Origin of the sequence: Streptomyces sp. CA-142005, assembly GCF_050942335.1 — a bacterium.
Taxonomy (GTDB): domain Bacteria; phylum Actinomycetota; class Actinomycetes; order Streptomycetales; family Streptomycetaceae; genus Streptomyces.
The window spans coordinates 9,034,149-9,057,443 of record NZ_CP192078.1; the positions used below are offsets into that span (position 1 = coordinate 9,034,149).

General features: G+C 73.8%; 18 protein-coding genes and 2 pseudogenes. 8 read left to right on the forward strand and 12 right to left on the reverse strand.

The window, feature by feature from the left end:
- The first annotated feature begins 120 nt into the window (after nt 1-120).
- Nucleotides 121-1,089, forward strand: coding sequence for an aldo/keto reductase (locus tag ACQPXS_RS41690; protein WP_433454710.1), 969 nt, complete (start codon nt 121-123; stop codon nt 1,087-1,089).
- Between the two features lie 12 nt (nt 1,090-1,101).
- On the opposite strand, the gene ACQPXS_RS41695 is transcribed toward ACQPXS_RS41690, so the two are convergent.
- Nucleotides 1,102-1,911 (reverse strand): phytanoyl-CoA dioxygenase family protein, encoded by an 810-nt coding sequence (locus tag ACQPXS_RS41695; protein WP_433454711.1) that lies wholly within the window; start codon nt 1,909-1,911, stop codon nt 1,102-1,104.
- 74 nt (nt 1,912-1,985) lie between these two features.
- Here ACQPXS_RS41695 and ACQPXS_RS41700 point away from each other — a divergent pair, with 74 nt between their 5' ends.
- Together ACQPXS_RS41700 and ACQPXS_RS41705 are read left to right on the forward strand one after the other, a co-directional pair.
- Nucleotides 1,986-2,885 (forward strand): helix-turn-helix domain-containing protein, encoded by a 900-nt coding sequence (locus ACQPXS_RS41700; RefSeq protein WP_433454712.1) that lies wholly within the window; start codon nt 1,986-1,988, stop codon nt 2,883-2,885.
- Nucleotides 2,886-3,139: 254 nt separating this feature from the next.
- Nucleotides 3,140-5,269 carry a ricin-type beta-trefoil lectin domain protein gene (locus ACQPXS_RS41705; protein ID WP_433456181.1) on the forward strand — a complete coding sequence of 710 codons (2,130 nt, stop codon included), beginning with the start codon at nt 3,140-3,142 and terminating at the stop codon, nt 5,267-5,269.
- Nucleotide 5,270: 1 nt separating this feature from the next.
- Here ACQPXS_RS41705 and ACQPXS_RS41710 read toward each other — a convergent pair whose 3' ends face one another.
- From ACQPXS_RS41710 to ACQPXS_RS41730, 5 genes are all read right to left on the reverse strand, one after another.
- Nucleotides 5,271-5,762 (reverse strand): universal stress protein, encoded by a 492-nt coding sequence (locus tag ACQPXS_RS41710; RefSeq protein ID WP_433454713.1) that lies wholly within the window; start codon nt 5,760-5,762, stop codon nt 5,271-5,273.
- Between the two features lie 32 nt (nt 5,763-5,794).
- The gene (locus ACQPXS_RS41715; RefSeq protein ID WP_433456183.1) at nt 5,795-7,048 is read right to left on the reverse strand and encodes an SLC13 family permease; all 1,254 of its coding nucleotides are present in this window, start codon (nt 7,046-7,048) and stop codon (nt 5,795-5,797) included.
- 63 nt (nt 7,049-7,111) lie between these two features.
- A complete protein-coding gene (locus tag ACQPXS_RS41720) occupies nt 7,112-8,353 on the reverse strand; it encodes a hypothetical protein (RefSeq protein WP_433454714.1) in 1,242 nt (413 codons plus the stop codon).
- 197 nt (nt 8,354-8,550) lie between these two features.
- The gene (locus ACQPXS_RS41725) at nt 8,551-9,243 is read right to left on the reverse strand and encodes a DUF4232 domain-containing protein (RefSeq protein WP_433454715.1); all 693 of its coding nucleotides are present in this window, start codon (nt 9,241-9,243) and stop codon (nt 8,551-8,553) included.
- A gap of 150 nt (nt 9,244-9,393) precedes the next feature.
- Nucleotides 9,394-10,785, reverse strand: a complete 1,392-nt coding sequence (locus tag ACQPXS_RS41730) for a serine/threonine-protein kinase (RefSeq protein ID WP_433454716.1) — start codon at nt 10,783-10,785, stop codon at nt 9,394-9,396.
- 47 nt (nt 10,786-10,832) lie between these two features.
- Here ACQPXS_RS41730 and ACQPXS_RS41735 point away from each other — a divergent pair, with 47 nt between their 5' ends.
- Complete coding sequence (locus ACQPXS_RS41735) at nt 10,833-11,381, forward strand: RNA polymerase sigma factor (RefSeq protein ID WP_433454717.1); 549 nt, start codon at nt 10,833-10,835, stop codon at nt 11,379-11,381.
- A gap of 221 nt (nt 11,382-11,602) precedes the next feature.
- Here ACQPXS_RS41735 and ACQPXS_RS41740 read toward each other — a convergent pair whose 3' ends face one another.
- Nucleotides 11,603-14,002, reverse strand: a complete 2,400-nt coding sequence (locus ACQPXS_RS41740) for a SpoIIE family protein phosphatase (protein WP_433454718.1) — start codon at nt 14,000-14,002, stop codon at nt 11,603-11,605.
- A gap of 362 nt (nt 14,003-14,364) precedes the next feature.
- Here ACQPXS_RS41740 and ACQPXS_RS41745 point away from each other — a divergent pair.
- Nucleotides 14,365-14,627, forward strand: a pseudogene (locus ACQPXS_RS41745) (hypothetical protein); the annotation flags it as partial.
- Nucleotides 14,628-15,306: 679 nt separating this feature from the next.
- Here ACQPXS_RS41745 and ACQPXS_RS41750 read toward each other — a convergent pair.
- Nucleotides 15,307-16,028, reverse strand: a pseudogene (locus ACQPXS_RS41750) (2OG-Fe(II) oxygenase).
- An 11-nt stretch (nt 16,029-16,039) separates the two neighbouring features.
- Nucleotides 16,040-16,549: a methylated-DNA--[protein]-cysteine S-methyltransferase gene (locus ACQPXS_RS41755; protein ID WP_433454719.1), complete on the reverse strand. Its 510-nt coding sequence runs from the start codon at nt 16,547-16,549 to the stop codon at nt 16,040-16,042.
- 174 nt (nt 16,550-16,723) lie between these two features.
- Here ACQPXS_RS41755 and ACQPXS_RS41760 point away from each other — a divergent pair, with 174 nt between their 5' ends.
- From ACQPXS_RS41760 to ACQPXS_RS41770, 3 genes are all read left to right on the forward strand, one after another.
- Nucleotides 16,724-16,963 carry a hypothetical protein gene (locus ACQPXS_RS41760; protein WP_356316855.1) on the forward strand — a complete coding sequence of 80 codons (240 nt, stop codon included), beginning with the start codon at nt 16,724-16,726 and terminating at the stop codon, nt 16,961-16,963.
- A 3-nt stretch (nt 16,964-16,966) separates the two neighbouring features.
- The gene (locus tag ACQPXS_RS41765; protein ID WP_360148727.1) at nt 16,967-17,344 is read left to right on the forward strand and encodes a toxin Doc; all 378 of its coding nucleotides are present in this window, start codon (nt 16,967-16,969) and stop codon (nt 17,342-17,344) included.
- Between the two features lie 542 nt (nt 17,345-17,886).
- Nucleotides 17,887-19,602 (forward strand): RICIN domain-containing protein, encoded by a 1,716-nt coding sequence (locus tag ACQPXS_RS41770; protein WP_433454720.1) that lies wholly within the window; start codon nt 17,887-17,889, stop codon nt 19,600-19,602.
- A 154-nt stretch (nt 19,603-19,756) separates the two neighbouring features.
- On the opposite strand, the gene ACQPXS_RS41775 is transcribed toward ACQPXS_RS41770, so the two are convergent.
- The 3 genes from ACQPXS_RS41775 to ACQPXS_RS41785 form a co-directional block, all read right to left on the reverse strand.
- Nucleotides 19,757-20,926 carry an alpha-hydroxy-acid oxidizing protein gene (locus ACQPXS_RS41775; protein ID WP_433454721.1) on the reverse strand — a complete coding sequence of 390 codons (1,170 nt, stop codon included), beginning with the start codon at nt 20,924-20,926 and terminating at the stop codon, nt 19,757-19,759.
- 85 nt (nt 20,927-21,011) lie between these two features.
- Nucleotides 21,012-21,683, reverse strand: coding sequence for a cyclase family protein (locus ACQPXS_RS41780; protein WP_433454722.1), 672 nt, complete (start codon nt 21,681-21,683; stop codon nt 21,012-21,014).
- Nucleotides 21,680-23,275, reverse strand: a complete 1,596-nt coding sequence (locus ACQPXS_RS41785) for a purine-cytosine permease family protein (RefSeq protein WP_433454723.1) — start codon at nt 23,273-23,275, stop codon at nt 21,680-21,682. Before ACQPXS_RS41785 ends, ACQPXS_RS41780 begins: the two co-directional genes overlap by 4 nt.
- Between the last annotated feature and the right edge of the window lie 20 nt (nt 23,276-23,295).

The window sequence follows — 23,295 nt, forward strand, 5'->3', positions numbered from 1 at the left end:
CGCCGGGCGGCGTGGTGCGTGGCAGGATCACATCGCCCGCGCGCTTGGGTCGTCAAGCCGGTGCCGGGCCACGCCGTAGGCTCGTGGGTGACCATCGTCCCGAAGGCAGGAGCAGCAACGATGCAGTACGTGAAGCTCGGTTCGACGGGCCTGGACGTCTCGCGGATCTGTCTGGGCTGCATGACCTACGGCCTGCCCGACCGCGGCGTCCACGAGTGGACCCTCGACGAGGAGGCGTCCCGCCCGCTCATCCGGCAGGCGCTGGAGGCGGGCGTCAACTTCTTCGACACCGCGAACGTCTACTCCGACGGCACCAGCGAGGAGATCGTCGGCAAGGCACTGCGCGACTTCGCGAACCGCGACGAGATCGTGCTGGCCACGAAGGTGCACGGCCGGATGCGGCCGGGCCCCAACGGCGCCGGTCTGTCCCGCAAGAACATCATGACGGAGATCGACCACAGCCTGCGCCGCCTCGGCACCGACCACGTCGACCTCTACCAGATCCACCGCTACGACCACGCGACCCCCGCCGAGGAGACGATGGAGGCGCTGCACGACCTGGTCAAGGCGGGCAAGGTCCGCTACATCGGGGCGAGTTCGATGTACGCCTGGGAGTTCTCCAAGCTGCAGTACACGGCGGAGCGGCACGGCTGGACGAAGTTCGTGTCCATGCAGAACCACTACAACCTGCTCTACCGCGAGGAGGAGCGGGAGATGCTGCCGCTCTGCGCCGACCAGGGCGTCGGCGTGCTGCCCTGGAGCCCGCTCGCCCGGGGCCGGCTCACCCGCGACTGGGGCACGGTCACCGAGCGCAGCGCCAACGACAACTTCGGCAGCCGCCTGTACCTGGAGAGCGACCGGTCGATCGTCGAGGCCGTCACCCGCATCGCCGGCGACCGCGGCGTGCCCCGCGCCCGGGTGGCCCTCGCCTGGCTCCTGCACCAGGACACGGTGGCGGCACCGATCGTCGGCGCCGCCAAGCCCCAGCACATCGAGGACGCGGTGGCCGCCGTCGAACTGGAGCTGACCGAGAAGGAGATCGAGGAGCTGGAGCAGCCCTACACGCCGCGCGCGATCAGCGGCCACTGAGGTGCCGGCGGCTCAGTGGGGTCCGTGTGGTGTGAACTCCGTGCCACACGGACCCGCACCCCCGCTTTCCGGCAACGGCACCCGCTCGCCGGACATCGTGAGCGTCCGGTAGTACGCCCCGATCCGTTCCGCAGAGCGGCCCACGTAGTGCCCGATGAACGAGCGCCGGAACCGGTCGGCCGTGCGATTGGGCCCGGAGCCGTGCACCAGGCTGCCGTTGAAGAACAGCACGTCACCCGGAGCCAGATCCACCGGTGCCGGTACGAGACCGGGTGGCGGCGGGACGTACTCGCGGGCGAACGACACCTGCTCGTCGGCGAGTTCGGGGCAGAACAGGTCCATCCGGTGGGTGCCCGGGACGACCTCGAGACCGCCGTTGTCCCGGTCGATCGGCTCACAGGCCACCCAGGCCGCCACACATGTCCCCGGCTCGACCCGCAGATAGAAGTTGTCCTGGTGCAGCGCCTGCCCGCGCGCGCCCGGCGGCTTGAAGTAGAACATGCTCTGCGCGGCCAGCACCTCCTCGCCGAACAGCACCTCCAGTACGTCCCGCAGCCGGGCGTCCAGCAGGAACTCCCGTGCCACCGGCTCGAATTCGTGCGGCTGCATCACCCGGGGGTACCGGCGCAGCGGGTCCGGGTCCGCCGGGCGCGGCTCGAAGCGGCCCGGTACCGGACCGGCCGCGTGCAGCGCGGTGAACGCGGCGCACAGCCGCTCGGTCTCATCCGGACCGAACAGGCCCCGTACGACGGTGAACCCGTCCTCCTCGAACCGCTGCCGCTGCGCCTCAGGCAGGATGGCGCCGTTGTCCGTGACTGTCATGTGCCCGCTCCCTGGAGTCCGGTGGTCAGGTGGTCACCCACTCGCCACGCTAGGCCGAGGCGCCCGACGGGAGGATGCCTGTGCATGCTGAGGACCTGCCCGTGACGGCTGCCGCCGCCGACCTGTCCCCGCCGCCCGGACTCGTGGTGACCGGCCGCTACGACCAGCGGCCGGGCTATGGCGTCAACCGGCCCGGGGGATCGGCGAGTTGGCTGTTCACCTTCACCCTCGGCGGCTGCGGACTGCTCCGCCAGGGCGCCGCCCGGGTCCGGGCCGGCGCCGGGGATCTCGTGGCGCTCGCTCCCGGCACCGGCCACCGCTACACCGTCGCGCCCGGCGCCGAGAGCTGGCGGTTCTGGTGGACGCACTGCCAGGCCCGCCCGTCCTGGACGACCTGGCTCGCCCCGTACGCGGTGTCCGACGGCCTGTACGCCGTGACATCCGTACCCGGCGCCGCGCACGGCCGGATCGAGGCGGCGTTCGGCCGGATGCTCGCCGACTCCACCGGACCGGCCGAGGGCACCGCGCGCGAGCCGGACCCGGTGGCCGTGGCCCATGGCAGCCTGGCCCGGGAACTGGCCCTGTGCGCGCTGGAGGAGGTCGTCCTGCTCGCGGCCGGCGCTGGCCGGACGCCGCCTCCGGCAGCCGATGCCGACGCCCGGGTGCGCCGGGCCGAGGAGCTGATCGCCGCCGACCCGGGCGCCCCGCACACCGTCCGCTCGCTCGCCGAGAGCGTGGCGCTGTCCCCGTCCCGTTTCGCCCACCTGTTCACCCTGCGCACCGGGCGCTCCCCGATGCGGGCGCTGCGCGAGACCCGGCTGCGGCACGCGGCCCGGCTGCTGGAGGCCACCGACCTCACGGTGGAACGGGTGGCGGCGGCCTCCGGATTCGGCAATCCCTTCCACTTCAGCCGGGTTTTCCGGGCGCGCTACGGAGTGCCGCCCGGTGCCTACCGGGCGGGCGAGGGGCGGTAATGGGAAGAAAAGGATTACCTTGAATCTGCGTCAATAAGGAAGCCTGCCACCGTTAATGTCGATAATCGAGAGATCTCTTGTTCGCACGTGCGCGGCTGTGCAAAGGTGTGCGCTGACGGCGCGCAGGCTCATCGCATTTCCCGCTGTATGCGCCAGGCCGCTCCCCGTACACCCCCACGCTTCAAAAGAGCCGCCTCAGGTGGACGTTCGAGCAGCCCCACCACCTTTCCATACTGCTTGGTATGGACCAATTCATGTATCACGTCTGGAGGAATGCAGTCGTGAATGAGGCAGGCCGGTCGGACGAACAACTGAGTGCCGAGCTGAAGAAGTGGACGGGAGGGACACCCGCGCTCCATCCCGTCGGTGAACTCCTCGACCGGCACTGGGAAGCGGCCTTCGCCTACGCGCGGTTGTGCACCGACGGGACGCGTGCCGCCGGCATGCTCACCACCGCCGCCTTCACCCGGCTGTTCGGGGAGTCGCTGCGGCAGGCCGGCCCGACCGCCGCCTGGCGGCCCCATGTGCTGGTCGCCGTCCGGCGGATCGCGGCCGAGTGGGACACCGACGGCCGCCAGGAACTGCTCCACCCGGCGCTGCGGTCCGCCGCCACCGGTGAGCGTGCCGCCGCCCGGCTGCTGCCGCCGCCCGGCCGGCGGCTGCTGTCCCGCGCGTTCCAGCGGGTGCCCCAGATCTCCCGTGCCGTGCTCTGGCACACGGAGGTCGAGGCCGAACCGCTCGCCGTACCGGCGGCCCTGCTCGGCCTGGACCAGGAGGACGCCCGCGCCGAACTCCGCAGGGGCCGGGAACGGCTGCGCGAGGAGTGTCTTCAGGCGCACCGCGAACTCGCCCCCGAGAACGAGTGCCGGCGCTATCTGCGCATGCTCGACGTGACGTTCCGGCGCGGCGGCGTCGACATCGACCCGGATCTGCGTGAACACCTGGACCGGTGCGGCCACTGCAGCCGTACGGCCGACCAACTGGCCGTGTTCAACGCGGGACTCGGCCTCGCCCTCGCCGAAGCGGTCCTGGGCTGGGGCGCCCACGCCTATGTGAACTCCCGGGCGAGCCGGGCCGAGGAGCCGCCCGAACCGGCCCCGCGGCCCGAGACCTTCACGCCCGCGTCCGGCGAGCCCTTCCTGCCGGCCGAGCCGCCGCACGGGGGCGGTTCCGCCGAGTCCGGGGGCTGGGGCGGTTCCGGCGGCGGCAGGCGTCGGCGTGGTTCGTCCGGGGGCAGGCGTCGAACCGGTTTCGCAGGGGCGACGGACGGGAGCGGCACCGGCAGGGCCGCGCGCCGCCGTGCCCCCGCTTCCGATGTCGACGCCACCGCGTCCGCCGACTTCGCCGGCTTCGTCTCCGCGCGCGTTTCCACCGATGCCGCCGACTTCGCCTCCGGCGCCGGCCCGGCCTCCGCCGACGCCTCCGCCGGCACCCCCCGGCACTCGGCCGTCCCCGGAACCCCGGGCGGCCCCGGGGACACCGCCCCCTCCCGCCGGTCGGCCCATCGTGCCGCCCGCGCCCGGCGCGTCCGGCGCCGGAATCTCGCCCTGGCCGTCGCCACCGTCAGCGGGCTGGTCGTGCTGCCCCTGGTGCTGTGGTCGGTGCTCGGGTCGGGTGGCGGAGCGGCCCCGGCGGGCGCGGACACGTCCTCTCCGGCGCCCGGCAAGGACGCTGCGAGTCCCGGCGCGTCCTGGGCCGGTGGGAACGGGGCCGGCGAACACGCCCTGCACGGCCGGCTGCACAACCTCGCCTCGGGACTGTGTGTCGGGGTCGTCGGCGAGAAGCCCGTCAAGGGCGCCGAGACCGAACTCGCCTCCTGCTCCGCGACCCCGAGCCAGCAGTGGACGTACGAGACCGACGGACTGCTGCGCAACTCCGCCGCGCCCGGCCTTTGCCTGGACTCCCACCTCGGCTACTCGATCCGCCTCGCCCCCTGCTCGGCCACTGGCAAGGCCGCGAAGAACATCCGCTACGACTTCACCCTCCAGGGTGCCCTGATACCCCGCTGGAACCAGGACCTGGCCCTCACCCCGGCCGCCACCGACGGCTCCGGCGCCCTCGTCCTCAAGACCCGCGCCCCCGGCGCCGTCCAGCGGTGGTCCGTCGACACTGCCAAGCCCGAACTGCAGATGCAGAACGTCAACTGGGACAGCGACAGCACCTCGTCGCCGACCGCCACCACGCACCCGGCGTCCCCAAGGACGACACCCACCACCCGGGCTTCCGGCCCCACCGCGTCGCCGACCCGGACGCCCACCGCGACCGTCGCCGCTCCCGCGCCGTCGGCCACGGTCGGCCCCTGCTCCGCGTACCCGTACTCCTGCGGCTGGGGCAGCGGCGGATACGGGGACGGCGGCGGCTACGGTGGGCGTCACCGCCGGTGACTCAGGGCGCGTGTGGCGGTGGCGGCGGGATCGTGCCCAGCGCCGGGGGCGGTTCCGGCCATACCAGCAGCACCGGGCAGGGCGCGTGGTCGACGGCGAACCGGGCCGTAGGGCCGAGGCTCTTCGGCCCGAGCCGGGACCGGTCGCCGTCCCGGGCCAGCACCAGCAGATCGGCGCCCTCGGCGGCGGCCACCACCTCCCGCTCGACCCGGCCCGAGCGTTCCTCGCGCACACAGGGACGGCCCAGCCGCTCGGCGGCAGCGTCCAGCAGTTCGGCCGCCGAACTTCCGCCGAGCGCCGCCATCCGGTCGCCCGGGTCCCTTTCCGGATGCCCCCGGCCGAGCAGCCCCGCGAACGCGCCGTGCGCCAGACCCGGCACCTCGGGCCCGCTGACGTGCAGCAGCACCACCTCTGCGGGGTCCGGCGCATGGCTGCGCACCGCGTCCACGCAGGCGGGCCAGGTGCCCTCGACGAGCCAGGCGATCACACGCATCCGGTCGGCCTCCTTCGGCGCACGTACCCCCGTCAGAAGAGCTGGAGCGACCCCCACAGTGCCACCACCGCGACGGCGAGCGAGGACGGCACGGCGATCAGGCCCAGCCGGGTGAACTCCCCGAGATCCACCTCGTGCTCGTGCTGATGCACGATCCGCCGCCACAGCAGTGTGGCCAGCGAGCCGGCGTAGGTCAGGTTCGGGCCGATGTTCACCCCGAGCAGCACCGCCAGCACCGCCCCCGGTCCGGCCGGCGCGGCCAGTGGCAGCAGGACCAGCACGGCGGGCAGGTTGTTGATCAGGTTGGCCAGGACGGCGGCCAGCGCGGCGATCGCGAGCAGCGCCGGCAGTCCGGTGCCGCCCGGCATGACCTGTCCCAGCACGTCGGCGAGCCCGTTGTCGACGATTGCCCGCACCACGATGCCCAGGGCGAGGACGAACGCGAGAAAGGCCGGGGCGGCCGCGCGCACGACGGTCAGCGGGGTCGCCCTCCGCCGGGCCACCGCACGCCCGGCCAGCACCAGCGCACCCGCCGCCGCCACCCAGGCCGGTTCCACGCCGAACGCCGACGCCACCACGAACCCCGCCAGCGTGCAGGCGACCGTCACCAGGGCGAACACAGGCGGCTCCGGCACCGCAGCGGTGTCCCCGCCCGTCGGTGCCGCCGCCGCGAGGTCCCGGGCGAAGAACCGCCGGAACACCACGAACTCGGCACCGATCGCCACCAGCCAGGGCAGCGCCATCAGCGCCGCGAACCGGGTGAAGCTCAGCCCGCTGGTCGCGAACGCCAGCAGGTTCGTCAGATTGGACACCGGCAGCAGCAGCGACGCGGTGTTCGACAGATGCGTGCAGGCGTACACATGCGGTTTCGGCCGTACGCCGGTCCGCGCGGCCGTGGCGAAGACCACCGGCGTGAGCAGCACGATCGTGGCGTCCAGGCTGAGGACGGCGGTGATGGCGGACGCCAGCGCGAAGACCGCCGTCAGCAGCCGCACCGGACGGCCCGCCGCCCACCGGGCCATCCACGCCCCGCACGCCCGGAACAGCCCCTCCACATCGCAGAAGTGGGCGAGCACCAGCACCGCGGCCAGGAACCCGACCACCGGACCGAGCCGCTCCGCCTCCGCCCTGGCGTGCTCCAGCGAGATCGCCCCGGTGGCGACCGCGACACCGGCGGCCGGCACGGCCATGACCGCCTCCGGCCACCCGAAGGGCCGGACGACGGCCCAGGCCAGCACGGCGACGAGCAGCACGACGGACAGGGCCTCGGCCAGGGGGGTGTTCAGGGCGGGTCCTTCCGGAGGCGATCACATGGTGCCCGCCCATGAAAGCAGACACTGCCGTTCGCGCTACGACGCCTTGCTCCCCGCCGCGCCCAGGAACTCCTCCCAGCCGCCCGCCGGGGCCTGTCCCGGCACCAGCGTGCGCAGTTTGCGCAGCACCGCCTGGTCCTGCGCCTCCAGCCAGGCCACGAGCTGCTTGAACGACACGAAGCGCACGTCGTCGCCGTACGCGGCCATCTTGCCGATGGCCTCCTCGACGGCGTCCATGTAGATGCCGCCGTTCCAGCGTTCGAAGTGGTTGCCGATGAAGAAGGGGGCGCGGTTGGTCGTGTACGCCCGCTGGAATCCGGCGACATAGGCGTCGCGGGCCTGGGTGCGCCAGGCGTCGTACTGGGCTCGGTCGCCGTTCGGATTGCCGCCGGACTGGTTGAACATCATGTTGTAGTCCATCGAGAGCACTTGGAAGGAGTGCCCGGGGAACGGTATGGACTGCAGCGGGAAGTCCCAGATCTTCCCGCCCTGCACCTTGCCCGGCCAGATCTGCAGCCCGCCGGGGGAGCTGGCGTCGTACTTCCAGCCGAGCGCGGCCGCCGTGGGCAGCAGGTTGGACTGGCCCTCCAGGCACGGCGTACGGCCGCCGATCAGCTCCTTGCGGTAGTCGAAGGGGAGCGGTTCGAGGTCGGTGAAGCCGGTGTTGGTCTTCCACTTGGTCACGAAGTCGACCGCCTGGTCTATCTCGCTGCGCCACTCGGCCGGGGACCAGTTGCGCACGCCGGTCGCGCCGCAGAAGTGGCCGTTGAAGTGCGTGCCGATCTCGTGGCCCTCCAGCCAGGCCGCGCGGACCTGCTGGAGGGTGGCGTGGATGTGCCGGTCGGCGAGGTAGCCGATGGCGGAGGCGCCGACCGGCTGCTGCGGCGGACGGTACAGGTTCTTCTTGGACTCGGGCAGCGTGTAGATGCCGCTGAGGAAGAACGTCATCTTGGCGCCGTGGTCGGCGGCGACCTTGCGGAACCGGGAGAAGAGCTGGTTGCTCAGCTCGCCCGCGCCGTCCCAGGAGAACACCACGAACTGCGGGGGCTTCTGGCCCGGCTTCAGGCGGGCCGGCACCGGCTGGTGCGGCTGGGCCCCGGTGTCGGCCGTGGAGCCGTCGCCGATCGGCTTCACCGGCCGGGCCTGGGCGGTGCCCTTGCCGCCGTCCGCCGGGCCGCCGACCCGGAGGCCGGTGCCGGAGGAGCATGCGGCCAGCGTGCCCAGGGCGCCGGCCGCCGCGCCCGCCGTCAGCACCCGCCTGCGTGAGATCCCGCTCATCTTGTCCCCGATTTCCTTGTCACGGCCCCTGCGGGGCCTGCTCGCCGGTGTGGGTCGACCGGTTCGATGACGGGAGTCGGGGGAAAGATCGCGGCCGCCGGTGCCTGTTGCCGTCCTGTGACAGTTGGGGCGCGAGCATGACGAACCCCGCTGCCCAGGCAGTGGGGCAGCGGGGTTCTCGGGGGTGTCCGGGCTGGTCAGGGGGCCGTGCCGGGGCTGAACACCGACAGGAAGACGGACGAGGAGTTCCCGGAGACGGGCACCGCTCCGCCCGTCCACGTCACCTTCAGCGAGTCGCGCTCGTCCGGCGGTGTCACCAGCAGCGCGGCCGGGGTGGCCGTCTTGGCGCCGCTGATGCCGGGGTTGGAGAAGGTCAGCCCCGCCCAGGCGCTCTGCCCGGGCTTCAGGGTGATCGTCGCCGGGGAGCCCGGCTCACGCCTGGGGTCGGCGCCGAGCTGGCTGCCGGAGGCGCTCACGAACGCCGCGCCCGGATAGCCGCGCAGGGTGCAGGTCCGGCCGGACTTGTTGGTGAGCACGACCGGGAAGTTCTCCTGTCCGGCGCCCGGGTCGTTGCGGCCCACCGAGGCGCGCAGCTCGGAGGTGTGGCAGCGGGTGCTCGCCGCGGGCGTGGCCGTATCGCCGCCGCTCGGAGACGGAGCCGCCTTCGAGGGGGAGGACGAGGCGGCGCCGGTGGACGTGCCGGACGGCGCCGATGTGGCGGACGCCGGGCTCTTCGTGGTGCCCGTCGCCGGCGCGGCCGTACCGGAGGCCGTGATCGGTGGGTTGCTGTGGACGTCCTTGCCGTTGCCGCAGGCGGTCAGGAGGCCCAGCACGGCGACCGTGCCCACGAGCAGGGCTCCGTGCCGCGCGGACCGGGGGGTGTACACCATGGCTCAACACTCCTGGAGGGTCGTGGCACGCGCCCGAACGCGTGCCTCAGGGCGCGGGTGCGCCGTCCTCACACTCCGATGCGCTCAGGCCCGGAAAAGTTCGGCACACGCAGGATTCTTTTCCCCGCTGTGACCTCCCGCAGGCGCCCCTCAGGTCACGCTCAGCGAACGGAGTATCCCTTCGGTCGCGTCCCCGTCGCCCCGCTGGCGCACCTGCACATACACCTGGGGCTGCGTGGCGGCGCCCGCCGGGTCCAGGGCGGACTCGGTGACCGAGCCGCCGTCCGGACAGCCGCTCCAGGCCCGCACCAGACCGTGCCAGTCGGCGTCGGTGAAGGTCCGGCTGCCGGAGAAGCGGCAGCCGGAGTGGGCGAGGGCCTTGACCCTCGCGGTGACGTCGCCGTGCTCGCTCACCCCGACGAACACGCCGTCCACCGCCGCCCGCAGATCGGGCCACCGGCTCAGGTCGTCGGCCACCACCAGCCCGGGTTCGTGGCCCTTGGCGAGCCCCAGCGCGCTCGGGTCCCAGCCGGAGTCGCGCAGCTCGCGGCCGAAGCCCGGCGGCACCTTGACGGTCACCCGCCCCGTCGAGTCCGTGACCCGCACCTGCTCCGAGGTGTCGCCGTGGTGGATCACCAGGGTCACGGTGGCCGCGGCCGCCACCGCGGACAGGACCGCGGCCACGGCCAGCGTCACCGTGTTCAGCCGGCCGCGCACCCCGTCCAGCCGCCGGGCGGACCGGAGCGCGGGCGGCCCGGCGGCCAGCCGGTCCAGCTCGTCGGCGAAGGCCTGCGCGCCGGGCCAGCGGCGAACCCGGTCGGGCTCCAGTGCGCGCAGCAGCGCCCGCTCCACGTCCTCGGCGAGGTCCGGCCGCAGCCGCCGGGGCGGTACGACCCGGCCCGGCGGGCCCGGCACGCTCCCGGTGACCAGCTCGTAGCCGACGGCGCCCAGGCTGTAGACGTCGGCCCGCTCGTCGATGCCCTCGCCGGGCTCGGCCTGCTCGGGCGGCTGGTAGCCCGCCGAGCCCGCGGCCAGCGTGAGCACCGAGGCCTGGGCGAGGCTCTTGGCCAGCCCCAGATCGGCCAGCAGCACCCGCCGGGTGCCGTCCGGGGCGGTGTGCAGCAGCACGTTGGTCGGCTTGATGTCCCGGTGCACTATGCCCGCCTCGTGCAGCGCGGCGGCGGCCCGGGCGGCCTCGGCCGTCAGCGCGAGCGCGTGCCCCACCGGCAGCGGCCCGTGCGCCAGCAGGTCGGCGAGGGTGCCGCCGGCGGCGTACTCCATCACGAAGTACGGCCTGCCGTCCGGCAGTTCACCGATGTCGTAGACCTGCACCACGCGGCTGGAGCCGGCCCGGCGCAGCAGCCGGGCCTCGGACAGGAAGCGGTCCCTGATGTCGAGCCGGTGCGCCCAGTTCTCGGCGAGGACCTTCACCGCGACCGGGGCCTGGAGCTCGTCGTCGTGGGCGAGCCACACCGTGGCGAAGGCGCCGGTGCCCAGCGGCCGTTCGAGACGGTAGCGGCCGATCCGATCCAGGGAGTGCATACGACTATCATGCCTGGCCTGAGATCGACTCAAAGGGGGACCCGTCCGTGCAGGACCAGGCGCCGTTGGAAGACCTCGCCCGGCGGGCCGCCGCCGGCGACAGCGCGGCCCTGGACCGGCTGCTCACCGAGATCCGGCCGGAGGTCCTGCGCCGCTGCGGGCGCTTCCTGCCGTGCCGGGAGGACGCCGAGGAGGCGGCCCAGGACGCACTGCTCCAGGTGGCGCGGCACATATCCCGCTTCGAGGGCCGCAGCCGCTTCAGCACCTGGCTGTACACGGTGGTCGCCAACTGCTCCCGGCAGAAGTACCGCGAGCTGAAGCGGCGGGCCGCCGAGCAGCCGGCCGCCATCGAGCCCGCGCACGCCGTCGACCCCCGCACGACCAGCGTCATCGCAGGTTCCCGGGTGGACCTGCTGGAGGCGCTGGAGCGGCTGGAGCGGACGCATCCGCACCTGGTGGCGCCGCTGGTCTACCGGGACATCTGCCAGCTGGACTACGCGGAGGTCGCCGAGCGCGTCGGCATCCCCCTCGGCACCCTGAAGTCCCGGCTGCACGAGGCCCGCAAGCTGGTGCGGCCCTGGCTGGCGGGCGGCTGAGCCGTTCCGCGCCGGACCGGGCGCCGGACATGGCCGGGATGCGGCCCGCCACGCGGTACGTCCACACAGGGCGGGGAGATCTACCGGGCGGGGAGAGCGGGGGAGCGCCATGAGGGCCCGGCACACCACCGCTGCCACCGCTGCCACCGCTGTCGGCGTCCCGGGCGAACCGGTGCAGGCGACCATCACCACACGTCCGGCCGCCGCGCCACCGGGGCGCCCTACCGGTCCCCCTCGTACAGCGGCAGCTCCGCCCAGATCGTCTTGCCCTCCGGGGTGTGCCGGCTGCCCCAGCGCTGGGTGAGCTGGGCGACCAGCAGCAGGCCGCGGCCGCCCTCGTCGAAGACCTTGGCCCGGCGCAGGTGCGGGGCGGTGTGGCTGGTGTCCGACACCTCGCAGATCAGGGTGCTGGTGTCGTGGATCAGCCGCAGCCGGATGGGGTGCGAGCCGTACCGGATGGCATTGGTGACCAGTTCGCTGACCACCAGCTCCGCCGTGAACGTGGCCTCGCTCAGCGCCCAGGTGTCCAGCTGTTCCACGACCTGCTTGCGGATCGGTGCGACCAGTGCCGGGTCGGCCGGGATGTCCCAGGTCGCCACCTGTGCGGACGGCAGGCCCTGGGTGCGGGCGAGCAGCAGGGCCACGTCGTCCACCGAGCCGCCCGGCGGCAGCACGGTGTGCAGGATGTGGTCGCAGGTCCCGTCCAGGGAGTCGGAGTACGTGCCGAGCGCCTCGTACAGCCGCTGCCGGCTCGTCTCCGGATCCCGTTCCCGGGACCACACCAGACCGTCCGTGTACAGCGCGAGGACGGTGCCCTCGGGCAGTTCCACCTCCGTGGCCTCGAACGGCAGCCCGCCCAGACCCAGCGGGGGACCGGCGGGCACGTCCAGGGCCTGGGGCACGCCGCCCGGCCGCAGGACCACGGGCGGCGGATGCCCGGCGCGGGCCACCGTGCATCGCCTGGACACCGGGTCGTAGACGGCGTACATACAGGTCGCGCCGGCCTCGCCGGGGCTGCCTGCCTCGCCGGGGCTGGTGACGACGCCGGACTCCTCCGACAGCCGGACCACCAGGTCGTCCAGGTGGGTGAGCAGCTCGTCGGGGGCGAGGTCGATGTCGGCGAGGGTGCGCACGGCGGTCCGCAGCCGGCCCATGGTGGCCGAGGCCTCGACGCCGTGCCCGACGACGTCCCCGACGACCATCGCGACCCGCATCCCGGAGAGCGGGATCACGTCGAACCAGTCGCCGCCCACCCCGGCCCGTGCGGCCGGCAGATAGCGCGAGGAGGCCTCCAGCGCGGCCGTGCGCGGCAGCGTGCGGGGCAGCAGGCTGCGCTGGAGCGCGAGCGCGGTCTCCCGCTCACGGGAGTAGCGGCGGGCGTTGTCGATGCAGACGGCGGCCCGGGTGGTGATCTCCTCGGCGAGCAGCCGGTCGTCCGGGGTGTACGGGTCCGGGCGCCGGTGGCGGGTGAACACCGCGACACCGAGGGTGAGCCCGCGGGCCTGGATCGGCACCGACATCGAGGAGTGGATGCCGAATCTGCGCACCTGCTCGCCCCGGGCGGTGTTCCAGGTCAGCCACGACGGCATCTCGCCCGCCGCCACCGAGGCGATGATCGTGTGGCCCGCGGTCAGCGCGTCCGCCTGCGGCGAGCCGGCCGGGTACTCCTCGGCCTGCCCGGGCTTGATCACCGCCTCCGGTGCTCCGGGCAGGACGGAGCAATGGGCGGCCCGGCGCAGGGTGAGCGGCGCGATGACCCGGGCCGGGGGTTCGCCGCCGTAGTCCTGCGGGTTCAGCAGGTCGATGGTGACGAAGTCGGCGAGCGCGGGCACGCACACGTCCGCCAGTTCCTGGGCCGTACGGAGGACGTCCAGCGTGCTGCCGACGCGCACGCTCGCCTCGTTCAGAAGCTGCAGCCGCTGGCGGGCCCGGTAGTTCTCGGTGACGTCGTGCTTGGCCAGACACACCCCGCGCACCCGGCCCTGAGCGTCCCTGACCGGGGCGATCCGGGCGAGCCAGGCGTGGGCGCGGTCCTCGCCGCCGGTGCGCATATAGGTCTGCACGTCCAGCGGGCTGCCGGTGGTCAGCACCTGCAGCATGCCCTGCTCCAGGTCCTCGCTCTGCGGCTTGCCGCCGATCTCCGTGAGCCGCAGCCCGCGCACGCGGTCCTCCGGCAGGCCGACGACGTCGGCCATCGCGTCGTTCATCCGGCGCAGCCGCAGTTCGGCGTCGTACACGGCGACGGCGCACGGAGACTGGATCAGGCCCGCCGCGGCGAGCGGGTCGTCCTCGGCAGGCGGTTTGGTGCCGGGCAGCGGGGTGACCACGAGCCAGCTGCCGCCGTGTCCGTCGTGCCCCGGCCGGTGGTGGGCGAGCAGCCAGACCGGGACGGTACGGCCGTCGCGGTGGCGCAATCCGACCGTTCCCTGCCAGCGGGGGCCGGTCGGCAGGGCCCGGCCGTCCTGCTCGGCCAGCAGCCGTGCCGCGGGGCGGCCCAGGACGGCGTCCGGGGGGTGGCCGAGCAGGCGCCTCGCGCCCTCGTTCCACTCCACCAGTGTTCCGTGGTCGTCTATGACAGCCCGGGCCGTCGCCGCTTCGTCGAACGGATAGACCCGGCTCATCGTCACCGCTCCCAAGCGCACACTCACAGTGAACAGGTGGCACGTCTCGTGTTCCAGCGTAGTGCTTCCGGGGCTGCCGCGGCCCGCGAGCGCCGTACACCTGGCCGGTCGGTCGAACACGGTCAGGGGGGAATTCCGGCCGAAGTGCCGACGGCGGCGGTCGCCCGGCTCCGGACCCTTGACGATCGCATGTGGCATCCCGTCAGAATCTGTTTGTTCACGATCAGTTGTGAGTCACGACCCCCGAGGTCTCCATGGGCAGCGCCCTGGTCCGAGTGGCGACGGCGGTGGTGAACGAGTCCGGCACCGCAACGGACGTCCGGATCGTCTCCCGGATCACCGGCCCCGACGGCCGCACCGTCTTCGCCAAGTCGGCCACCGCGCTGCTGCCCGCGTTCAACGGGGCGCGTGCCGAGGACTGGGTGTCGGCCGACTTCGGGCGCAGCCGGACCTTCGACCGGGTGGCGGTCTCCTGCACCGTGGACGCCACGCACACCCTGCCCGCGAAGGCCGACGTGGCGGTGTGGGACGGGCATGCCTTCGTCCCGGTCACGGGCGCGAAGGTGGAGTGGCCACCGCGTCGGACAGCCCGACGGTGATCACCTTCGACGCGGCGCGGGGCTAGGCGAAGGGGGCGGTGCGGATCAGCCGGCTGGACGTGTGAGGGGACCGCCGGGCGGGCCTGCGGCTTCGTCGCCGCGGCCAACCCCGCCTTGCGCGACCTGCTGCACCCCCTCGGCTCCCGGAGGGCGAGTCCGCCGCGTGGCGTCCTTCCAGAGCCCCATCTCCGAGGGCGACGAGGGCGACGAGGGCGCCCTGCGCACGGCCCGGCGCGCCGAGGGGCGGGGCTCCGCGTTCGGGCTGCGGACGAGCCCGTGACCGGCGGCCACCGCCGGGCCGGGACGGGCTGCTGCGGGACCCGCGGGGGCGGGCTGCCGACCAGTGTCGCCGGTCGGGGGCGGGTTGCCGGATCGGTGGTGGCGGGCGGGGGCGGGTTGCCGGATCGGTGGTGGCGGGCGGGGGCGGGTTGCCGGGCCGGTGGTGGCGGGCGGGGGCGGGTTGCCGGGCCGGTGGTGGCGGGCGGGGGCGGGCCGCCGGACCAGCGGTGCCGGGCAGGGGAAGGGCCGCCGCGTGAGCAGCGGTGCCGGGCGGCGGCGGGCTGCCGGTTCCGAGGTGCTGGGCGGGGGCCGTCGTCGGTTCTGCGGTGTTGGGCGGGCCGGTCGTCGGGTCAGCCGTGTTGGGCGGGACCGGTCGTCGGGTCAGCGGTGCTGGGCGGGGCCGGTCGTCGGATTCGTCCGGTTTCCTTACGTCGCGTCGTGGAACACCAGCCCCAGTGTCCGCCGTCGGCCCGACCGTACGGTGCTCACCCCGTGCCGCATCGCCCCGGCCGACCAGCCTCGGCGGGTGCGCACGGGGTGGTCCCGGGTGGTGAACACCAGGCCGTGGCCCTGGCGCAGGATGCTCGCCGTGCCCCGGGACTGGGCGCGTGGGCGCTGTTCGACCATGAGGAACTCACCGCCGCTGTAGTCGGTGCCGTACGCGTCCAGCGCGATCACCACCTGGAGCGGGAAGACCAGGTCGCCGAACACGTCCCGGTGCAGGGCGTTCCAGTCGCCAGGACCGTAGCTGAGCAGGATCTGCGCCGAGCGGTCCTGGCCGGCGGCGTGACAGCGCTCCAGCCACTCGTCGAGGGAGTCGGGCCAGGGGGCCGGGCGGTCCAGGCGGGCCGCCCAGTCCCGGGCGACCGGCAGCAGACGGGGGTACAGCGCGGCGCGCAGCGCGGCCACCGGGGCGGGCAGGTCGTGGGTGAAGTAGCGGTACTCGCCGGAGCCGAACCGGTGCCGGGCCAGATCGACCGTCGTCCGGAACAGTTCCGGCTTGTCGTAGAGCGCGGCCAGGTCGGCGCACTCGGCGGGGAGAGCAACGGGCCCGTGGACGCGCTGCCGTGCTCGTCCAGCTCGGCCGCGAGCGCTGCCCAGTCCGTGCGGGCCACCCGGCGGCGGGCCTCGGCCGCAGTGAACGTCATGACGGCCTCCTTCACATCAGGGCCGGCTGCAGGGCGCCCTCGTGCGTGAGCAGCCACAGCTTGCGCTCGACTCCGCCCGCGTACCCGCGCATCGAGCCGTCCGCGCCGATCACCCGGTGGCAGGGGCGGACGAGCAGGAGCGGGTTGGCGCCGAGCGTCCGGCCCACCGCGCGCAGATCGGCGCGCGGCACACCGAGCCGGGCGGCCAGCTCGCCGTACGTGGTCGTCGTGCCGTAGGGGATGTCCTCGAGGGCCTGCCACACCGCCCGCTGGAACGCGGTGCCGGTGCCGGCGAGCGGCAGCTCGAAACGGGTCCGGCGCCCGGCGAAGTAGGCGTCCAGCTGCCGGTGCGCCTCGGCGAACGGCCCGTCGTCGCGGTCGTCGGCGCGGACCGCCGGCGCGCCGCGCTGCCCCGACATGCCGAGCGAGCCGAGTGTCAGGCCGGCCGGGGAGACCGTGCCGGTCAGCAGCAGGTCGCCCAGCGGGCTGGGGTGGACGGTGTGGACGGTGCGTGTGCTCATCGGGTGCTCCTGGCATCTCGTTGCCGGTTTTCTCCGTGCTGCCGAGTCTGCTGCGTGGCGCGCCGCGTGACCGGCGGGAATCGGACATGGCTGTCGGGTCCCGCAGGTACCGGAAACAAGGGCATCTGACCTGCTGATATTTACGGTTGAGTACCCGCGCGGTACCGTGAGGGCATGCCAGCTCTCAATGTGGAGTTCAGCGAACGGGAACTAGAGGACCTGCGGCAGATCGCCAAGGAGCGCGGTACGTCGATGAAGGCCCTCGTGCGCGAGGCCGCCGCCGCCGACATCGCCCGGCACCGGGCCCTGCAGGAGGGCGCCGAGGCCTTCCGCCGGTTCTTCGCCGCGCACGCCGAGGAGTTCGCCGCGGCCTTCCCCGACGACGAGTCCCCCGCGAAGGACGAGGCCGCCTGACGCATGCCCTCCGTCATCCATATCGACGTCCCCTGGCTGCTGCAACGCCACGAGGAGGTCCTGCCCGACCAGCCCGCGGTCGACGACTTCTCCGCGCTGGTCGCCGCCGTCGCCCGGCACCGCGTGGATCCGCCCCGGCTCGGCGTGGACTCCGACCCCGCCTGGCGGGCCGCCGCCCTGCTGCACACCCTCGCCGTGCTCAAGCCGCTGCCCGCGGCCAACGCCCGCTTCGCCTGCGCGACCGCCGTGGCCTACATGTTCGTCAGCGGCGTCGGCATCGATCCGCCCTACGGCGCCCTCGTAGACCTCACCCGCGATCTGATCTCCGGCAAGACCGACGTGTACGGCGCGGCCGACCGGCTGCGGTCCTGGCAGATCTGAGCGGGCCTCGAAGGAGCCGTCCCGCCCCGGCCGGCGGGGGAAGCCGCCGGGGCCGCCGGCCGGGGCAGGGTGGGCGGGGCCGCCGGCCGAGGGCGGGAGGAACGGGGCCGGCGGCCGGTTTCGCGCGGGAGAACCTCCCCCGGCTCTCGGCTTCGCTCGAGCCGGGGAGACCCCCACTCCGCGCGGGGCCTTTTCCGAGGAGGCCGGCCCCAGTCCACTACCCGGCCCCGCACCCCGGAAGCGTGCGCGGGACCACCGGCGTGTGCGTGTGCTTCACACGGGGCGCATGAAATACCGAAAGCCGCTGCAGGGGAGCCCCGGCAGGGGGGAAGTTTCTGACTTTCCTTCAAAACTGCCGATGTTGTGCGGGTGCCTTGTTGCTCATGTGGAAGTTGTGCAAGGGTTGACACGACCGTGCGGGGGGTAATATCCGGGGTTCTTCCGGCAGTTGCGGAACTTCACCGGCCGAGCGCCGGCCAATTCCTTCCCCGCGGGTCGCCGAGGTTCGCATCAACGCACGTCGCACCAAAGGAATCCGCTCAGTGCCCACCCCCCACCCCCCTCGTCCTCCCTATCCGCCGCCGGGCGGCGACCCCGGGGAGTCCGACGAGTCCCTCGCCGGTCCGCTGCGGGCCGGCTCCGACGCGGAGGCCTCCCGGTCCGCCGCCCTGCTGATGGCCCGGCACTGGCAGCCGGCGCAGGACTACGCGGTCGTCTGCCTGGCCCTGGCCGGGCCGCTCGCCCACATGGTCACCGCCACCGCCTTCCACCAGGTCCTCGGCCGGCTCGCGCTCGGCGAACCCGCGGAGGCGCTGCGGCCCCGGCTGCTCGTGGCGGTCCGGGACACGGTCGTCAACTGGTCCGGCACCGACCGGATCACCGCCGTACTGCCCGGACTCGGGAAACCCGCCGGGGGCCGCGGTATGCGCGCCGCGAAGACCCTGATACCGGAAAACCGCGCCCTCTCCGACCGCTCATTTCACGCCCTTCCCCGGCTGGAGCAGGCACTGCTCTGGCACATCGAGGTCGAGGCCGAGCCGATAACCGTTCCCGCCGGACTGCTCGGCGTGGACATCGAGAGCGCGGCGGTCGCGCTGGAACAGGCGCGCGAGAAATTCCGGGAAGGCCTGGTACGCGCCCACCGGGAACTCGCGCCGGGCAAGGAATGCCGCTACTACAACCGCCTTCTGGACGTTCCGATCCGACGCGGCGGCGCCCTGCTGCCCGACGTCCAGGAGCATCTGTCCGGCTGCTCCTACTGCCGGCACGCCGCCGAGCAACTGGGCCACGCCGAAGCCGCGTTGGGAGTGCTGCTCGCCGAGGCCGTGCTCGGCTGGGGAGCCCGCCGCTACCTCGACTCGCGCCCCGGCCGCCGCCCCGGTGGCGCCCGCGCCCGCGGTGGCTCCCGGCGTTCCGGCGGACGCCGGCGCGGCGGTGACAAGCCCGGCCTGCTCAGCACCGCCCTGTCCGGCACCCGGCGGCGCGCGGACGGCGAACCCCGGCCCCGGATCCCGGTGTCCCGCGGCCGGCGGCACGGCGGCGAGCCCGGACCGCTCGCGCGGATCCCCGGCACCGCCTGGTCGTCCAGGACCCTGCTCACCGGGGTCGGCGTGGCCTCGGCCGGCCTGCTCGCCACCGTCCTCGCGGTCAGCGTGTGGCCGGACGGCGGCGACGGCACCGACCCGGTCGCCTCCACCAGCGCGGTTCCCGGCAGCGCCGCCGGCCAGTCCCCGCGCGCCTCGGCCACCGTGCCCGGCACCGCGGCACTGCCTGCGGCCGGCCGCCCCGCGCGGCTGCGCAACGCCGCCGCCGGCCTGTGCCTGGACGTCAAGGGCGCGCCGAAGGCCGGTGTGGCCGCGGTCCTCGCCGTCTGCTCCCCGGCATCGAGCCAGCAGTGGACGTACGAGGCCGACGGCCTGCTGCGCAGCGCGGCCGCCCCGGGACTGTGTCTGGACTCGCACGCCGACGCCGGAGTGGTGATCCTCGGCGCCTGCGCGGAGGCCGGGGCGAAGCGCGGCGACGACGTGCGCTACGACCTCACCGCGCAGGGCGAGTTGCTGCCCCGCTGGGACCGGACGCTGGCCCTCGCCACCACCGCGTCGAACGCCGGCGCCGACCTGGTCGTCAAGGTCCGCGACGGGTCGGCCGGGCAGCGCTGGGCGACCGACGGAGCCACCGCGAGCCCGGGCTCGCTCTCCATCGCCGGTACGGGCGGTCCGCCGGCGCGGCCCGCGACGCTGTCGGAGCGGCACGCCTAGGGGCTGTCGGGTGCGGTGCGGAAACCCGCCGTAGGGGCGCGGGGCGGCTGCCGGCCGCGGGTCCGCCGTGGTCGGCAGCGCCCGCGCGGCGGTCGCCGCGCATGGGCACAGCCCCGCGCCCCTCGGGGAGTTGCCGCTCCGTCGGCCGGCACGGTCAGGACGACTCCTCGACCAGGTCCGCCGCCGAGACCGTCCCCGGACCCGCGTGCCCGGACAGGGCCAGCGTCAGGTCCAGCTCCGCCAGCACGCACCGGACGACATGCTCCACGCCGGCCTGTCCGTCCAGCCCGAGGCCGTAGACGTACGGCCGGCCGAGGAGCACGCAACGCGCGCCGAGGGCCAGTGCCTTGAACACGTCGTCGCCGGTGCGCACCCCGCTGTCGAACAGCACCGTCAGCCGGTCGCCGACCGCGTCCGCGACCCGGGGCAGCGCATCGGCCGCGGCGACCGAGCCGGCCACCTGCCGGCCGCCGTGGTTGGAGACCACCACCCCGTCCACCCCGGCGTCCGCGGCGAGCCGGGCGTCGTCCGGGTGCAGGACGCCCTTGAGCACGATCGGGCCGTCCCAGTGCTCGCGCAGGAACGCCAGGTCCGGCCAGGTGTGGCCGGCGTCCCCGAACAGGCCGAGGAAGTGCAGCACCGCCGCGTTCGGGTCCTCGTGCACGGGCTTGGCGAGTCCCGCCTGGAACGCCGGGTCGGTGAAGTAGTTCGCGGTGCCCACCCCGTGCAGGAACGGCAGATACGCCTGGTCCAGGTCGCGCGGCCGCCATGCCAGCAGCGGGGTGTCGAGGGCGACCACGAGCACCGAGAACCCGGCGGCCTTCGCCCGGCTCAGGAAACTCCGGGTCACCTCGGGGTCCTTGCCCCAGTACAGCTGGAACCACCGCTCGGCGTCCCCCATCGCCTCCGCCACCTGCTCCATCGGCGTGCTCGACGCCGAGGACAGGATGTACGGCACGCCCTGCGCGGCGGCGGCCCGGGCGGCGGCGAGCTCGGCGTCCGGATGCATGATCGACAGCACGCCGACGGGCGCCAGGGCCAGCGGCGCCGGCAGTGCCCGGCCGAGCACCTCGACCGACAGATCGCGCTCGGCCACGTCGCGCAGCATACGCGCCACGATACGGCGCCGGGCGAGCGCGGCACGGTTGGCGCGGGCGGTGCTGCCGTCGCCCGCGCTTCCCGCCACATAGCCCACGGGGCCCGGACCGAGCCGGTGTTCGGCCAGCTCCTCCAGCCGGGTCAGGTCGGTGGGGAGCCGGGGCACGGCACCCGTCATCCCGTTCAGATAGATCTCGTACTGGAAATCAGCCCAGTGCTTCGCCATCCGGCCGTCCCGCCTCTCGTCGTCGAGGTTGCGCCGCGCCGACGATACTCGCGGGTAAGTGTGGCTCCGTCCAGCGGGGATGCCGTCACTCCACCCGCGCCACCGCACGCACCGGAGCGCCGTCCGCGCCGGGGAGCCGCAGCGGGAAGAGGTACACCTCCACCGCCCGGGCGCCCACCAGGCGGTCGAGGCCGGTGAGGTTCTCGGCGATCACCCCGGCCGCGCCGCACAGCACCCGATGCGCCGGCAGGCCGAACTCCGCCTGTGGGTCGCCCGGTCGGGGCGTCGGGTCGACGCTGAGCGCGTCCACCGCCACGGTGCGGGCACCGGCCTGTACGACGGCCCCGGCGGCCTCGGGGGTCAGCCAGGGGTGGTCGAGATAGGCGTCGGTGCCCCAGTGCGCCGACCAGCCCGTGGCGAGCAGCAGGAGCGCGCCGGGCGCCGCGGCCAGCGCGTCGAGCGCGGGGGCCAGCAGGCGGGGCGTGATGGGGGAGCGGGGCGCCAGTCCCCGGACGTCGGCCACGACCGCGGGTCCGGCGAACCGGTCCAGGGGCAGTTCGTCCAGGCGGGGCCAGGCGTCGTCGACGTGGTACGGCGCGTCGACATGGGTGCCGGACTGCGAACCCAGGTGCAGGTCAAGAACGTTGACGCCGTCGACCGGGGCCCGCAGCGCGGCCGAGACCGTGACCTCCGGGTCACCGGGATACACGGGCATCCCGGTGACCACGGGCACCGACAGATCGAGCCAGCCGCTCATCGGCCGCCCTCGGCCGCGAGCGCGGTCGGCAGGTCGTCCGCCGGGGCACCGGGGCCGGTGATCGGCGGCACCGGCGCCTCGACGGTACGCGCCAGTCGCGCGCCCTCGGGTCCGTACACCGCCCGGGGCTCGGGGAACAGCCGCAGCAGCGTCAGGAACAGCACGGCGGCCACCGCGAGCGACAGCGGCAGGCTGATGTCGACGCCGTTCGCCAGGTCGCCCAGGGGGCCGACGAACTGACCCGGGATGTTCGTGAACAGCACGCCGATCACTGCGGCCACCCACCAGGCCGTCATGCCGCGCCAGTTCCAGCCGTGCGCGAACCAGTAACGGCCGCCGCGCTGACGGCGGTTGAAGACCTGCAGGGCGTCCGGGTCGTACCAGCCGCGGCGGGTGTAGAAGCCGAGCATCATGACGACCATCCACGGGGTGGTGCAGGTGATGATCATCGTGGCGAACGTCGAGATGGACTGCACGAGGTCCAGGCCGAACCGGCCGATGAAGATGAACGCGATGGACAACACGCCGACCAGCAGCGTCGCCTGCACGCGGGACAGCTTCGGGAACACCGAGGAGAAGTCCAGGCCGGTGCCGTACAGCGAGGTGGTGCCCGTCGACATGCCGCCGATCAGGGCGAGCAGACACACCGGCAGGAAGAACCAGCTCGGCGAGATCGCCAGCAGCCCGCCCACGAAGTCGGGCGCGGCCGGGTCGACGTACTTCGGCGCCTTCGCCGCGATGATGCTCGCGGTCGCCAGACCGAAGACGAACGGCAGCAGGGTCGCGATCTGGGAGAGGAACGCTGCGCCGACCACCTTGCGGCGCGGGGTGCCGGCCGGGATGTAGCGCGACCAGTCGCCGAGGAACGCGCCGAACGAGACCGGGTTGGACAGCACGATCAGGGCCGCCCCGATGAACGACGGCCAGAACATCGACCGGGTCGCCGCGTCCGCCGAGGCCGTGAACACACCGGCGTACGACGGGTCGAAGTCACCGGCGAAGGCGATCGCGCCGAGCAGGAACAGCACGGTCGCCGAGGTCACCGCGATCTTGTTGACGAACAGCATGAACCGGAAGCCGTAGACGCACACCGCGAGGACCAGCCCGGCGAACAGGGCGTACGCCACGACGTACGACTGCGTGCTGCGCTCCAGGCCGAACAGCCGGTGCGCGCCGCCGACCAGGGCGTCGCCGGAGCTCCACACCGAGATCGAGAAGAAGGCGATGGCCGTCAGCAGCGAGAGGAACGAGCCGACCACGCGGCCGTGCACACCCAGGTGAGCGGAGGACGAGACCGCGTTGTTGGTGCCGTTGACCGGGCCGAACACGGCCATCGGGCACAGGATCAGCGCCCCCGCGACGACCCCGAGGAGGGTGGCGGCGAGCCCCTGCCAGAAGGACAGCCCGAACAGGATCGGGAACGCGCCCAGCACGCAGGTGGAGAAGGTGTTGGCGCCGCCGAAGGCGACCCGGAACAGGTCCAGCGGGGTCGCGGTGCGGTCGGCGTCGGGGATGCGCTCGACGCCGTAGGGCTCGACCTCGGTGAGGGACGGCGGGGGCGCGGTGGGCGAGTCGGGGGACGGAGGGGTCACGGGGGCTCCAGCGAGGTGGC

What these genes read in the sequence shown, in the direction of transcription:
- ACQPXS_RS41690 (WP_433454710.1), top strand. Translation starts at nt 121, where the DNA reads ATGCAGTACGTGAAGCTCGGTTCGACGGGCCTGGACGTCTCGCGGATC.
- ACQPXS_RS41695 (WP_433454711.1), bottom strand. Translation starts at nt 1,911, where the DNA reads ATGACAGTCACGGACAACGGCGCCATCCTGCCTGAGGCGCAGCGGCAG.
- ACQPXS_RS41700 (WP_433454712.1), top strand. Translation starts at nt 1,986, where the DNA reads ATGCCTGTGCATGCTGAGGACCTGCCCGTGACGGCTGCCGCCGCCGAC.
- ACQPXS_RS41705 (WP_433456181.1), top strand. Translation starts at nt 3,140, where the DNA reads ATGTATCACGTCTGGAGGAATGCAGTCGTGAATGAGGCAGGCCGGTCG.
- ACQPXS_RS41710 (WP_433454713.1), bottom strand. Translation starts at nt 5,762, where the DNA reads ATGCGTGTGATCGCCTGGCTCGTCGAGGGCACCTGGCCCGCCTGCGTG.
- ACQPXS_RS41720 (WP_433454714.1), bottom strand. Translation starts at nt 8,353, where the DNA reads ATGAGCGGGATCTCACGCAGGCGGGTGCTGACGGCGGGCGCGGCGGCC.
- ACQPXS_RS41725 (WP_433454715.1), bottom strand. Translation starts at nt 9,243, where the DNA reads ATGGTGTACACCCCCCGGTCCGCGCGGCACGGAGCCCTGCTCGTGGGC.
- ACQPXS_RS41730 (WP_433454716.1), bottom strand. Translation starts at nt 10,785, where the DNA reads ATGCACTCCCTGGATCGGATCGGCCGCTACCGTCTCGAACGGCCGCTG.
- ACQPXS_RS41740 (WP_433454718.1), bottom strand. Translation starts at nt 14,002, where the DNA reads ATGAGCCGGGTCTATCCGTTCGACGAAGCGGCGACGGCCCGGGCTGTC.
- ACQPXS_RS41755 (WP_433454719.1), bottom strand. Translation starts at nt 16,549, where the DNA reads ATGAGCACACGCACCGTCCACACCGTCCACCCCAGCCCGCTGGGCGAC.
- ACQPXS_RS41760 (WP_356316855.1), top strand. Translation starts at nt 16,724, where the DNA reads ATGCCAGCTCTCAATGTGGAGTTCAGCGAACGGGAACTAGAGGACCTG.
- ACQPXS_RS41765 (WP_360148727.1), top strand. Translation starts at nt 16,967, where the DNA reads ATGCCCTCCGTCATCCATATCGACGTCCCCTGGCTGCTGCAACGCCAC.
- ACQPXS_RS41775 (WP_433454721.1), bottom strand. Translation starts at nt 20,926, where the DNA reads ATGGCGAAGCACTGGGCTGATTTCCAGTACGAGATCTATCTGAACGGG.
- ACQPXS_RS41780 (WP_433454722.1), bottom strand. Translation starts at nt 21,683, where the DNA reads ATGAGCGGCTGGCTCGATCTGTCGGTGCCCGTGGTCACCGGGATGCCC.